This window comes from Alteribacter keqinensis, assembly GCF_003710255.1.
Taxonomy (GTDB): Bacteria; Bacillota; Bacilli; order Bacillales; family Salisediminibacteriaceae; genus Alteribacter; species Alteribacter keqinensis.
Genome location: NZ_RHIB01000001.1, coordinates 2,202,426 through 2,215,897 on the forward strand (window position 1 = coordinate 2,202,426; position 13,472 = coordinate 2,215,897).

At 43.9% G+C, this 13,472-nt stretch carries 10 protein-coding genes and 1 other annotated feature; of the genes, 7 read left to right on the top strand and 3 right to left on the bottom strand.

Features of this window, described 5'->3' with window-relative positions:
- Positions 1 to 193 precede the first annotated feature (193 nt).
- Positions 194 to 1,024: a histidinol-phosphatase HisJ gene (hisJ, locus tag EBO34_RS10685; RefSeq protein WP_122898081.1), complete on the top strand. Its 831-nt coding sequence runs from the start codon at positions 194 to 196 to the stop codon at positions 1,022 to 1,024.
- On the opposite strand, the gene refZ is transcribed toward hisJ, so the two are convergent.
- Complete coding sequence (gene refZ, locus EBO34_RS10690; protein WP_122898083.1) at positions 1,012 to 1,656, bottom strand: forespore capture DNA-binding protein RefZ; 645 nt, start codon at positions 1,654 to 1,656, stop codon at positions 1,012 to 1,014. The two genes, hisJ and refZ, sit on opposite strands and share 13 nt — an antisense overlap.
- Before the next feature lie 163 nt (positions 1,657 to 1,819).
- Here refZ and EBO34_RS10695 point away from each other — a divergent pair, with 163 nt between their 5' ends.
- A complete protein-coding gene (locus tag EBO34_RS10695) occupies positions 1,820 to 2,299 on the top strand; it encodes a GAF domain-containing protein (RefSeq protein ID WP_283234586.1) in 480 nt (159 codons plus the stop codon).
- Between the two features lie 61 nt (positions 2,300 to 2,360).
- Here EBO34_RS10695 and EBO34_RS10700 read toward each other — a convergent pair whose 3' ends face one another.
- Entirely contained in the window at positions 2,361 to 4,661 is a 2,301-nt protein-coding gene (locus EBO34_RS10700) for a sensor domain-containing diguanylate cyclase (RefSeq protein ID WP_122898085.1), read from the bottom strand.
- A 360-nt stretch (positions 4,662 to 5,021) separates the two neighbouring features.
- On the opposite strand from EBO34_RS10700, the gene rpsD reads away from it, so the two are divergent.
- Positions 5,022 to 5,624, top strand: coding sequence for a 30S ribosomal protein S4 (rpsD, locus tag EBO34_RS10705; RefSeq protein ID WP_122898086.1), 603 nt, complete (start codon positions 5,022 to 5,024; stop codon positions 5,622 to 5,624).
- A 175-nt stretch (positions 5,625 to 5,799) separates the two neighbouring features.
- Here the strand turns inward: rpsD and tyrS are convergent, their stop codons facing one another.
- Entirely contained in the window at positions 5,800 to 7,074 is a 1,275-nt protein-coding gene (gene tyrS / locus EBO34_RS10710; protein WP_122898088.1) for a tyrosine--tRNA ligase, read from the bottom strand.
- Positions 7,075 to 7,157: 83 nt separating this feature from the next.
- Positions 7,158 to 7,363: a binding site (T-box leader), on the bottom strand.
- A gap of 135 nt (positions 7,364 to 7,498) precedes the next feature.
- On the opposite strand from tyrS, the gene EBO34_RS10715 reads away from it, so the two are divergent.
- The 4 genes from EBO34_RS10715 to EBO34_RS10730 all read left to right on the top strand — a co-directional run bounded on the left by EBO34_RS10715 (position 7,499) and on the right by EBO34_RS10730 (position 13,438).
- On the top strand, positions 7,499 to 10,573 hold the full coding sequence (locus tag EBO34_RS10715; RefSeq protein ID WP_122898090.1) for a transglycosylase domain-containing protein: 3,075 nt from the start codon (positions 7,499 to 7,501) through the stop codon (positions 10,571 to 10,573).
- A 388-nt stretch (positions 10,574 to 10,961) separates the two neighbouring features.
- Entirely contained in the window at positions 10,962 to 11,594 is a 633-nt protein-coding gene (locus EBO34_RS10720) for a GNAT family N-acetyltransferase (RefSeq protein ID WP_122898092.1), read from the top strand.
- A 24-nt stretch (positions 11,595 to 11,618) separates the two neighbouring features.
- The gene (locus EBO34_RS10725; RefSeq protein WP_122898094.1) at positions 11,619 to 12,263 is read left to right on the top strand and encodes an acetoin utilization AcuB family protein; all 645 of its coding nucleotides are present in this window, start codon (positions 11,619 to 11,621) and stop codon (positions 12,261 to 12,263) included.
- Entirely contained in the window at positions 12,260 to 13,438 is a 1,179-nt protein-coding gene (locus tag EBO34_RS10730) for an acetoin utilization protein AcuC (protein ID WP_122898096.1), read from the top strand. Before EBO34_RS10725 ends, EBO34_RS10730 begins: the two co-directional genes overlap by 4 nt.
- Positions 13,439 to 13,472 lie beyond the last annotated feature (34 nt).

The window sequence follows — 13,472 nt, forward strand, 5'->3', positions numbered from 1 at the left end:
TAATAGAACCAGGATTTTGTCGAAAAAAAGCTGCCTCCCCTGGCCGCAGGTTGAAGTAAGCGTCTATGTTCCTTATAATATCATGGAAAAATATATATTTGAGCGATTTTATTGGATTTTTTTTAGTTCTTTCTGACTTTTTTATTTAAAGCGACATAATACGGGATAATCCAACAATGAGGTGAATAAAACCATGATCGAGTATGATGGACACGTCCACAGCCCGTTCTGTCCCCACGGAACAAAAGATACGTTTGAAGACTATATAAAACAGGCGGTTAAACTGGGCTGTAAAGGGATGACCTTTACTGAGCACGCTCCTCTTCCACCATCCTTTGACGACCCTGTCCCAGATAAAGACAGTGCAATGGATCTTTCAGATCTGAATCACTACATTACTGAGCTTCAAAACCTCAAGGAGAAATATAAGAACGAACTCGATATCCGGATTGGACTGGAAGTGGACTACATTGAAGCCTATGAAGAAGAAACGCGGCTGTTTCTTAATGAAGTCGGTCCTGTTCTTGACGACGCCATATTATCGGTCCATTTCCTTAAGATCAATGATCGGTATACGTGCCTTGATTACTCACCCGGTATGTTTAATGAAGCCATCACAGCTTCAGGATCTCTCGAAGCTGTCTATGACCGGTATTTTTCAACCGTACTTTCCTCCATTAAAGCCGATTTAGGAAGCTATAAACCTAATCGCATCGGACACATCACACTCGTAAAAAAGTTTCAAAAGCGATTTCCAGCTTCCTTTCCATGCCTTCAAAAAGTCCTGCCCATTCTGACGGAAGTGAAAAAGCACAGCATGACCCTTGATGTAAACGGGGCTGGATTCATAAAACCTCTCTGCGGTGAAAGCTACCCTTCATCCGATGTCCTGAGGAAGGCTGCAGAGATGAAGATCCCATGTGTATACGGCTCTGATTCCCATTCGTACAAACAGCTTGGGTCAGGTTATGTAAAATTAAAGGACCAGGTGCCACTCACTCCCCCGGCTGTTTATCCGGAGTGATGATCCTTTAGTTCTTTTGGAATTTCCCCATGATACAAAGGAGACAGCCACCTGGTAATCTCCTGATAATACCGGTTCAGGAAGTGACTTTCGTGAGGCATTAAATGATAAACCTCCCGTATATACTGGGGATGAAGAAATGGGAGAATGAGCATTCCCCGGAATTGAAGAATCCAGAAATCATTCGGCGGATGACGAAACTCTCCTTTTTCAAATCCTGTTTTAATAATTCTCTTATACAGAGACTTCTCCTTCGTCAGATACGTTGTCATAAGCTCCCTCACCAAGGTTGTATCCAGGGTGATTTCCCGGTGGACAAAGCGGGCAAGGTGGTGCCTCCGCTGTTGATAGGACAGAACATCCCAGACAGCTGAAAGCAAGGCTGCTCCGGCACCGGTCTGGTCAATATGACCGGTATGTCTTTCTATGGATTCTACAAACCCCTCCAGAAAGTCTGTCATCAAATGTTCCAGAAGCCCTTGCTTACTTCCAAAGTAATAGGAGATCAAAGCGACATTGGCATCAGCTTTAGCCGCTATATCTCTAACGGATGTGCCTGCATATCCCTGGACATTGAATAAATCGATGGCTGCTTTTACAACCTTTTCTTTAGACGCCTTTCTCGATGGCACGGATGATCACTCCAGACATTAACCAAAATTTCCTTATTATATCGTAATTCGAATAAAGGAGACAAAATTCCTGCTAAATCGATAAGCCTTTCTTTACAAAGGGCTTATCTTTTATGATATACTTTACAAAATTTCAAGTTGAGATGATTCAGGAGGGGTCACATTGTTTCAGTCAACCGCTTATCAGGGTTCTCTCGAGAACCAGTATGACACGTTAATTATGCAGCTGAAAGGATTGTTGTATGACGAAGAAGACCTCATCGCAAATCTGAGTAATGCTTCTGCTTTGCTTAACCAGTTTCTCACTGAGGTAAACTGGGTGGGCTTTTACCTCTGGAAAGAGGATGAGCTTGTTTTGGGACCTTTTCAGGGTCTTCCTGCCTGTGTGCGGATTAAAAAAGGCAAAGGCGTATGCGGCACTTCCGCCGAAGAGCAGAAAGTGATGCGTGTCGATGATGTTCATGCTTTCCCGGGGCATATTGCCTGCGATGCGGCATCACAATCTGAAATCGTACTGCCGTTAGTGAAAGATGGAAAGCTCATTGGTCTCCTTGATATTGACAGTCCTGTTAAGTCGCGTTTCAGTGAGGAAGATGAAGTACAGCTCACCAGATTTGTAAAAGAGCTTGTAGATAACCTCTGAAGAACTAACCCGCTGCACTCATAATGAAGAGGATGTTCCTTTATCAGGAGCATCCTCATTTTTATTCCACTATTCCCAGCAGCTCGCTGGCCATTCTTACCTGGCTTTTCCCTGAGGTCTTTGACAAATACAATGCCTGGTCTGCCAGGTTAAATAACCTTTTGTGGGATTTGGTTTCTCCCCGGGACCAGGTTGAAACGCCACAGGAAACCGTTACGTGAGGGTCGGTCTGCTCTTGTACCTTATCGTGAATTCGCATTGCCACTTGTCTGGCTGTATCTTCATCGGTCCTCGGAAGGTAGACTGCCAACTCTTCTCCTCCCCACCGGGCCGAGATGTCATGACCTTCTTTCGTGTTTCCCTTTAATATTTCCGCTACCTGAATAAGTACTTCATCCCCTACCTGATGTCCGTAAGAGTCATTAATTTGTTTAAAATCATCAATATCAAAAAGAATAAACGAACCTAAGGCATCCTTTTGCATGGATTCGGCCAGTTTTTCATCCAGATACGCTCTTGTATAAAGTTTCGTTAAATAATCACGGATAACCAGTTCACCAAGTTCTTCATGAAGCATAGCATTCATAATCGCAAGAGTGGAGTGATGAACAAGAGACTCCACCAACTTGTAGCTTTCAAATGAAAAGGCGTATTCATCCCGCTTCAGGAGCACCACAGCCCCTTTGATCTTTTTATCATGAACCATCGGAACAACAATGATAGAAGGAAATTCAGCCAACAGGTCCGATTCCGCATTTCCCAGTAACACACCGTCTTCATTAATTTGATTCACATATTCTTTCAATCCCTTTTTCAACCGGGGATTTTTAAAAGCTTGCGTGCTGCCCGGCAAATAATGGTCTTCTCCTGAATTAAACATGACAAAGCCCGTCTCATCGCAAGAAAACGACTTCTGAAAGCTTGTACGCATATAAGCCAGGAGCTCACGAAGCTTAAGTTTCGAATTCAGCCTGGCTGATGTTTTATTAATCATCTGAAGGTTCGCAATATGCTCGTTGGACTGCTCATACAGCCGGGCATTTTCAATGGCATTCCCCCCTGTATCTGCAAACATTTGAATAAACGAAAGCTCCTCAGGCGAAAAAACAAGATTTGCAGTTGAGATCAATGTCAGTACACCGTATATACTCTGCTTCCCTTTTAAAGGGACAAAAAGGTATGTGCTTCCGGTTCTCAAGCAGTCTTTCACCTGAATCCTCCCGGTCAGGTAGGCTTCTACCGCTGTACTCTCTTCCTGGTTAATGTTCAGTGATTTCACCTGAAGAGCCGCATCGTTCATTTCGAGATCATGGGTGAGCAGCAACTCAGACTCAAATGTCGGATAAGCTTCATGAAGAGACACAACCATCTCTTTTAAAATCCCCCGGACATCCATAGAAGAGTAAAACTTTTGATTCACTTTGAGCAACAATTCGTTACGCTTCTTTTCCCGGATCATTCTATCGTATTCAATCAGTCTCTTTACCCACGGTGTTAATGCAGCAAGAAGTTTCTGCAGCTCTCTTAAATCTTTCAATTCGCACTCTCCCTCTTCTGTGAGAAGAAGCAGGAGCCCAAGTGTGGAATCCGAAGCTGAAAATGGGAGGACGACGAAATCACTGTACCGGTCCTCTTTTTTAAACAGGGGTTTATGTTGAATATCCCGTTTATTTAGTATTGTAAAACCTTGTGCATATTTTTCATTTATGCAGTCCTGGAAAACAGGCTCCTGAATGGCATACTCTTCCCTGTCCCATTTAGGGAAATCAGTAGTCTCAAAAGGAAGATAGGTATTTAAAGTTCTGTCATATAAATAAAGAGCTATTGTGCAGTCTTCCATAAGCTCTGAAACGGTTAGAAGCAGACGCCTGGCAAACAAATGAAGGTTATGATTATAGTCTGTATCAGACAACAGGTCCATCACCCGTTCGTGTACAGTTCCTCGGGTTGAAATATGCTCATACCGTTTGTTGGTCTCATCGAGTTTCATACTCATTGATACAGTCTGCTTAAAGCCATGAAGAAAGGCGGCGGCTGCCGGGGCCTGTTTGTGATCAGACGGCATAATCATTCCAAGATACCCGTTCCACTTTTCACTGTGCTGCTGTATTGATAAAACGACCGCATCGACATTGTACATGTCATATGTATATGGAAATCCTTCTTCTGAAAAGCTCATTTCTATCCGGTTAAACACATCGATCATTTTTTCCGGGAGTTTCCCTAATTCTTTCATTGTCCGGACCTTCCCCTGCTCATCGGCTATAAAAAGAATTGCCGGCTCAAAAAGATCGATAAAGGAAGACTCGTCATTTATTATAGAATAGAAGATTTTTGAAAAGTTTATGGACATTGCGGGCATAAAGACTCACCTCCGGCTGTACATCTATTTACCTATGCATAGTCATTATACCCTTGTTTTACTTCTTTGGGCTTGTTATTGGAATATTTCATTAAAAATAATTCCATCCGTTTATCTGAAGGCCTTGTTAAAGGTAGACTTGACTTTTCATTCACGGCGTTGTACACTGTTCTTTGTGCAAATAAGGCAGCCAAAGGTGAACATTATTCAGTTTCATTTTATTCCCGTTATGTGCGAGGTGCATCGCGTAACCTCCAGCTGTCGAGGCGATGGTGCATGAAAATAAAATGACTGTGTAAATGGGATCGCCACTTACTGTTCTGTTTCACAAATATACGTTTTACGAAGGAGGAGCTAATTATGGCTCGATATACTGGACCATCTTGGAAGCTTTCTCGTCGTTTAGGTATCTCTCTAAGCGGAACTGGGAAAGAACTACAAAAGCGCCCTTACGGACCTGGTGAACACGGTCCTAACCAGCGCAAGAAAATGAGTGAATACGGACTTCAGCTTCAGGAAAAGCAGAAGCTTCGTCACCTATACGGAATGAACGAGCGTCAATTCCGTCGCATGTTCGATGAAGCAGGAAACATGAAAGGGATCCACGGTGAAAACTTCATGATCCTTCTTGAATCTCGTCTTGACAACCTTGTTTACCGTTCCGGTCTTGCACGTACTCGTCGTCAAGCCCGCCAACTGGTAAACCACGGTCACATCACTGTTGACGGCGGACGCGTAGACATCCCGTCATACCGCGTAAAGCCTGGTCAAACAATCAGCGTTCGTGAAAAGTCCCGCAACCTTACAGTAGTTAAGGAAGCATTGGATGTAAACGACTTCGTACCAGCTTACCTTGATGCTAATGTTGACAACCTTGAAGCAACTTACACTCGTCTTCCTGAGCGTTCTGAGCTTCCGGCTGAAATCAGCGAGCAGCTTATCGTTGAGTTCTACTCTCGTTAATAAGTTGAATAGCTTTAAAAAGCAGATCCTTTTGGGTCTGCTTTTTTTTTATGGAACCGCCCGCGGGCGAGGAGGGGGGCTACTTTGTTTAAACCGCCGCCTGACTTGATTAAACGCACCCAGGCGCATCCACCCCTTCCAAAAAAACCGGCTCCCAAAGGAACCGGCTCTTCTTTTATCCCTTGTAATGAACAAGGAAATTCTTCTTTTTTCCGCGTCGGATGATCGTAAACTGACCATCGATTTTATCTTCCGGCCCCATCGATTTGTCCATCTCCTGGCAGCGGTCTCCGTTGATGTACACAGCACCGTTCTTGATGTCTTCTCTGGCCTGTCGTTTAGAAGGAGAAACACCACCCTCAACGAGTACATCAATCAGACCTTTCCCTTCTTCAATTGTGAAGGAAGGAACATCCTTGAAGCCTTGCATCACTTCATCAGCTGATAACGCCTTTAAGTCTCCCCCGCCAAACAATGCAGCAGAAATGTTTTTAGCCTGTTGAACCGCACCTTCATTATGTACAAAAGCAGTCAGCTCCTCAGCAAGGCGCTTCTGTGCCGCACGTTCGTGTGGACGCTCTGCCACTTCTTTTTCAAGAGCAGAGATGTCATCCTGAGACAGAAATGTAAAGAATTTCAGAAACTTAATCACATCATTGTCGTCCGTATTTAAAAGGAACTGGTAGAATTCGTAAGGAGACGTCTTCTCAGGGTCAAGCCAGATTGCCCCCCCTTCTGTTTTGCCAAACTTCGTACCGTCAGCTTTCGTGACAAGGGGAATAGTAAATCCAAATGCCTTGGCTTTTTCATCTTCATCCTGACCGTACATTTTGCGGATAAATTCAAGACCTGCAGTGATGTTTCCCCACTGGTCACTACCCCCGATCTGCAGCTTACAGTTCTCTTCTTTATATAAATGGTAGAAATCATAAGACTGGAGGATCATGTAACTAAACTCTGTAAATGAGATTCCTGATTGAATACGGGATTCAACGGAATCTTTCGCCAGCATGTAGTTAAGGCTGAAGTTTTTCCCTACATCACGTAGGAAATCTACAACGCTCATTTCACTGATCCAGTCGTAGTTATTTTTAAGTTCAGCTCCGTTTTCACCGTCAAAATCGAGGAAACGCTTCAGTTGTTCGCGGATCTTGTCACTGTATCCTTCGACAACACTCTGTTCATTTAACGTACGCTCAGCTTTTTTTCCACTCGGATCACCGATCAGCCCAGTAGCCCCTCCTACAAGAGGAAGTGGTTTATGACCTTCAAGCTGGAATCGGCGAAGGGTAATGATTGTAAGCAGGTGACCAATATGAAGGCTGTCTCCTGTTGGATCAAATCCGCAATACAATGACACCTTCTCTTTATTTAACAATTCCGTCAGACCGGATTCATCAGTCATCTGGTTGACCAGTCCGCGGTACTTCAATTCTTCAAGTAACATCATGGTTTCTCACCTCATTTTTAATTTGCACTTTTCGAAAACAGTCTTAAGCCCTTCATTTAAAACACAAAAAAACCTCCTCCCAATAAAGGGACGAGATGCTCGCGGTACCACCCTCGTTGAAAGTGAATATTCATCACTTTCCACTCACGGATAACGGTCCGCTCGCCGCCAATGCACTTGGAAGCTCAAAGATGTAATTCACAGGACGCCTTTGTTCCGGTTTTCACCAACCACCGGCTCTCTAAAGACAGGGAGTCGTCTGCTACTGCTTTCTCATCATTGCTTATAACTGTATTAACTGCATTATTTTTATCATAATACGGGATGACTGTCAAACCAATATAACGACAAATACACCCATAATGTATTAAACCAATTACATTATATGCTATAATATTGTTGACTTTCTAGGGGGTTTTAAACGATGTCAGATAAAAAATTTTCATTCGGAGATTTATTCCGGCGCCGTGAGACCAGATCGGTTGTCAAAGGCTTCCGGGTAACATCTCAGGTTGTTTGGAATTTATTTTTAATATTTGCTGTACTGGGACTTATGAGTATCTTCTTTGTCGGAGGTGCCGGAGCCGGTTATTTTGCATCCCTTGTAAAAGATGAACCAATTCGTGGCTATGAAGAAATGAAAGAAGATATATACAACTATGAAGAAACATCCACTATTTACTTTGCAGATAACGTAGAGATGGGTGAAGTCCGCTCTGATCTGGAGCGTCATCCAAGAGAGCTTGATGAGATTTCCAACCATCTAATCGACGCCGTTATTGCAACAGAAGACGAGTATTTCTATGAGCACGAGGGTATCGTGCCTAAAGCATTATTACGGGCTACATATCAGGAGTTTGCCAATTCCACTGTTCAGACAGGGGGAAGTACACTTACTCAACAGCTCATTAAAAACCAGATTTTATCCAGCGAAGTTTCCTTTGACCGAAAAGCAACGGAAATCCTGCTCGCCATGAGACTGGAGCAGTTTTTCGAAAAAGATGAAATTCTTGAAGCGTATTTAAACATCGTCCCATTCGGACGTAATGCCAATGGCCGTCAGATTGCGGGTGCACAGTCTGCAGCACAGGGAATTTTCGGTGTTGAGGCTGATGAACTGAACATCCCGCAGGCTGCCTTTATAGCAGGGCTTCCCCAGAGTCCTTTCGGTTACACGCCGTTTACAGGAACCGGAGAAGTGAAAGAGAATTTTGATCAGGATCACCCAGGCGTACGAAGAATGCGTACAGTACTAGACCGTATGTACCGCCACGGCTATATCTCATCCGAAGAGTACGAAAAGTATCGGGATTATGATATTGTTGCTGATCTGACAGAAAGGGTTGAAGATAACTACGACCTTTACCCTAAAGTGACCTATGAAGTGCTTAACCGCGTCGAAACGAAGATCACGCAAAAGCTTTTGAAAGAAGATGAGATTGACCTCTCTGAAATTGAAGACGAAGATGAACGGCGTGACGTCGTGAATGAATACCGTGAGAAAGCTATTCGTGAAATCCGCGGCGGCGGTTATCATATCCATACGACGATTGACAAAGATATCTTCGATGCCCAGCAGGAAGTGGTTGAAAACTTCGACCTGTTTTACAAGGACCTTACTGTTGAAGATTATGACGAAGAAAATGATGAAGAAATCAAGTATGATGCAATGCAAGAGCTGGGCTCCATGCTTATTGAAAATGATACAGGTAAAATTATCAGCTTCGTCGGCGGACGTGATCCTGACATGGAATTTAACTTTGCCACACAGGCCAGAACTTCAGTCGGTTCGACAATGAAGCCTTTCACATTCGCAGCTCTGATGGAATCCGGCGACGTACAGCCTGGCTTCATTTCACCTGACGCACCTTATGAAACACCTGTCGAAGAGCATAATGTAACAAACTTTAATGATAATTATGATGGTCTTATAACAATCAGAGAAGCTTTGCAGCGTTCACGAAATGTTCCCGCTGTCAGAGAATATAACCGCGGAAATACAGAAGAAATTAAAGGTTTCCTCGTAAATAATAACCTAATTTCTGATAACCATGAAATGGTAGAGATTCTCCCTTTGGGAACAAGTGTCGTAAGTGTTGAAAATAATACAAATGCCTACGCTACTTTCGCCCGAAACGGAAAATATAAAGACAGTTATATGGTGGAACGCATTGAAGGACCTGACGGCGAAATCATTTATGAGCACGAGTCTCTTGAAAGAGAGGTTTACTCAGAGCAGACAGCCTATCTGACGATTGACATGTTAAGAGACGTGCTTGAATCCGGCGGCGGTACCGCAGCAGCTCTTCCAAGCATGCTGGACTTTTCAAGTGATTTAGCAGGTAAAACCGGTACTTCTCAGGGAGTTCGGGACGCCTGGTTTGTCGGAAGTAACCCTAATATCTCCATGGGTGTCTGGTTTGGTTACCGCGATAACCTGTCCCTTCCTCACGACGCCCGTGAATATGATGGTACTCCAAGCTACTCCAGACGTGTTCAGACCATGTGGGCCGAGCTTGCGAATGTAGCCTATGAGATTAACCCTGATTTAATGGACTCTGGTGAGAACTTCCAGCAGCCGAGCGGGATTGTCCGTCAGGAAGTATGTGGAATTTCAGGTTTGCTTCCTTCTGATCTTTGCCGTGAAGCTGGATTAGTAACAACAGACCTGTTTAACGCAGAACACGTTCCAACTGAACGCGATGACAGTCTGCAGCGTGTCCGCTTTGTGAAAGTCGGAGATGATAACTACTTAGCACTAGACTCTACACCTTCTGAATTCACGAAAGCCGGTGTGTCAGTGAAAGAGGAGTACTTCGACTTTGGTGGTGATATTTCTGAATATATCCCTGATGACTGGGATACGTTAGTACCGGATGAGGAAGCACCGGATAACGGTCAGAGACCAGGAACACTTACAAGTGTCTCCACATCAGGAAGTTCCGTCACATGGAACTCTCATCCTGATGACGATGTAGTCGGTTACCGGGTTTACCGATCTTCCTCAGAAAATGGAAGCTTCAGTAAGGTAGAGAGTGTCCGTTGGGATGAATCATTCTCTTACTCAGGTTCTTCCGGATACTACATCGTAACAGCTGTCGATGTAGCCGGCCGTGAATCAAGTCAGGGAAGTCCGGTCAGAGTCGGCTCAGGAGGATCATCTAATGATGATGACGATGACGACAGCGATTCAGACTCCGGAAGCAGAGATAACGATGATTCCGGCAATGATGAGGATGATTCGGACAATGGTAACGATAATGGCAATGGTAATGGCAATGGTAATGGCAATGGTAATGGCAATGGTAATGGTAATGGTAATGGTAATGGCAATGGTAATGGTAATGGTAATGGCAATGGTAATGGTAATGGTAATGGTAACGGGGACGACGATTCCGATGAGGATGACGATGACGATGAGGATGAGGATGACGATGAACCGGAAGATGAATCCGAGGACGATGAAGATGAGGATGAGGATGACGAAGAGGAAGATTAACGCCATTCCTGACTTTGCCTGTTTTAATGAAAAAGGGAGTAAGACACCCTGACAATAATGACAACGGATTCGTCCAATGCTTTAGAAGCTGTCCAAAGAACCTCATTGGACAGCTTCTTTTACTTTTATTTTGTTATACCAAAAGCTCGCTGACAAAATATTTCTCCCACAAAAATATGGAGAAAACTGTGATTACAGTCACTTCTTATTCCTTTAACCTCGTACTTTAACAAAAGTGTGAATTTTTTGTCATTTAACCATTGTATTTCAGGAGTATGATATAGTAAAATCATGCAGTTAATATAGTGGTTAATGCTGTCACTCTTGTGGAATGAAAAAGGTAAAGAGATTTATGACTGGTAAGATTAGTGGAAGAGGTGGGCTGCCCGTGAAGCACCGAAAAACATACCACTCCTATGAAATAACAGATCGTGATAAAAACATTTTAGTAGAAGGTCCTGTCGAAAAAGAGGCACTTGAGAGCTTTACAATGGATGAGGGACTGGTTGCCTTTCGTCCACCGGATAAGCAGAAAGAAGCACTAATGAAAGTTGTCGAGATGCCGGAGAGCCGGATAATCGTGGCCAGGGATGGAGATAAAATTGTCGGATACGCCACTTTCCTTTATCCCGACCCCCTTGAAAGGTGGTCTGAAGCAAACATTGATAACCTGATTGAACTTGGCGCTATTGAGGTTTCTTCAGAGTATCGTGGTTACAATCTGGCCAAGAATATTTTGAAAGTCTCCATGATGGATGACGCAATGGAAGATTATATTATCATCACCACAGAGTATTACTGGCACTGGGATTTAAGAGGAACCGGTCTGTCCATCTGGGAATACAGAGATGTGATGGAGAAAGTCATGAAAGCCGGGGGCCTTGAATGGTATGCCACAGACGACCCGGAAATCTGCTCACACCCTGCAAACTGCCTTATGGCAAAAATCGGCAGCCGTGTCGGGCCAGATTCGGTTCACGAGTTCAACCGCATACGGTTTAAACACAAATACATGTTCTGACATTTTGGAAACGAGGGATGCTTTATGATGCTGGAAGAAATAATGAAAACCGATGTCGTTTCTGTAACCGCCTCCACTTCACTCACTGAAGCATTTACATTAATGGAGAAGTATAAAATCCGCCATCTGCCAGTCACTGATGAAGACGGCAGAATTGAAGGCATTGTTTCCGACAGGGATTTAAGAGATGCCAGCCCTTCAATTTTTAACCCGTCTGAAACGTCTTTTGCCGAAAAGCAGGTAGCCTCAATTATGGTTACTGATGTTATTACAGGGCTTCCGACAGATTTTGTCGAAGATGCGGCTACAGTCATGGTGGAAAATCAGTTCAGCTGTCTTCCCATTGAGCGTGAAGAAATCCTCGTAGGAATTATTACTGACTCTGATCTTCTAAAAACGCTTGTAAGATTGACGGGTGCCGACCTGCCTACTTCACGTTTGGAAGTAGAAGTTCCCAATGTAGCAGGTATGCTTACCAAAGTCGCCAGCCTTGTGAGTGAGATGGGAGTAAATATCCAGAGTGTACTTGTGTATCCGAGTAAAAATCCTGAAAAGAAAGTCCTGGTTTTCCGTGTACAGACGATGGATACAAGAAAGCTCGTTCTCAGTATTGAAGAAAATAACTATAAGGTGACATGGCCCAGCTTGGATACGGGGATGTCTTTATGAAGAAAAAATCAGCATTTGTTTACTCTCCAGAGCAGTTGTCCTACCGTTTTAATGAACACCACCCTTTTAATCAAAAAAGGCTTGAAACAACAAACGATCTGCTGTTTAAACTCGGCGCATTAAGAGACAGTGATATTATTCCCCCGCGCATGGCTACCGAAGAAGAACTTCTGCTGGTACATACAAAAGAATATGTGGAAGCTGTAAAAAAAGCCAGTTCAGAAGAAAACAAGACTTCTTTTTCTTCTACATACGGTCTTGGTACTGAGGATACCCCTGCCTTCCCGCACATGCACGAAGCTGCATCATGGCTTGTTGGTGGTACCTTAACCGCTGTAGATACTATTTTTGAAGGCAGCTATGAACATGCGTTGAATTTAGGCGGCGGCCTCCACCACGGCTTTAAGGGTAAAGCATCAGGATTTTGTATATATAATGACAGTTCCATCGCAATCGAGTACATGAGAAAAAAGTATGATGCGAGGGTTTTGTACATTGACACTGACGCCCACCATGGTGACGGAGTACAGTGGGCTTTTTATGACGACCCGAATGTATGCACGCTCTCCCTTCATGAAACAGGCCGCTACCTTTTTCCCGGTACAGGAAATGTAGCTGAACGAGGTTCGGGTGAAGGATATGGTTATTCCTTTAATGTGCCTTTGGAAGCGTTTACTGAAGATGACTCGTTTTTGGATTGCTACGAAAAAGCCATTACGGCTGTTGCAGAGTATTTTCGTCCGGATGTTATTATCACGCAGAACGGGGCAGATTCTCACTACTACGACCCCCTTACCCACCTGTGTTCAACGATGAAAATCTATCATCAAATCCCAAAGCTCGCTCACAATATTGCTCATCAGTTTTGTGAAGGACGCTGGATTGCTGTCGGAGGGGGCGGCTATGATATCTGGCGTGTTGTTCCAAGAGCATGGTCCCTTATCTGGCTTGAAATGACCGATCAGGCCGAAGATCTCACAAAATCACCGATCCCGCAAAGCTGGATCGACAAATGGAAAGGTTTTTCTCCTGAAACATTACCTGCCAGATGGTTCGATGACGCCGGGATGTACCCTGAAATCCCGCGGAAAAAGGAGATTGAGAAAAAGAACGCGCGTACGGTCCAAAAAGCGCTTGAACCTATTTTCAAGCAGCATAAAAATGTGCAGATATAACAAAAAAAAGAGTCTTTTCAGGAGTGAACTCTGA

Coding starts and splice junctions, on each gene's coding strand:
- EBO34_RS10725 (WP_122898094.1), top strand. CDS start 11,619: ATGATGCTGGAAGAAATAATGAAAACCGATGTCGTTTCTGTAACCGCC.
- hisJ (WP_122898081.1), top strand. CDS start 194: ATGATCGAGTATGATGGACACGTCCACAGCCCGTTCTGTCCCCACGGA.
- EBO34_RS10715 (WP_122898090.1), top strand. CDS start 7,499: ATGTCAGATAAAAAATTTTCATTCGGAGATTTATTCCGGCGCCGTGAG.
- tyrS (WP_122898088.1), bottom strand. CDS start 7,074: ATGATGTTACTTGAAGAATTGAAGTACCGCGGACTGGTCAACCAGATG.
- EBO34_RS10730 (WP_122898096.1), top strand. CDS start 12,260: ATGAAGAAAAAATCAGCATTTGTTTACTCTCCAGAGCAGTTGTCCTAC.
- rpsD (WP_122898086.1), top strand. CDS start 5,022: ATGGCTCGATATACTGGACCATCTTGGAAGCTTTCTCGTCGTTTAGGT.
- EBO34_RS10700 (WP_122898085.1), bottom strand. CDS start 4,661: ATGCCCGCAATGTCCATAAACTTTTCAAAAATCTTCTATTCTATAATA.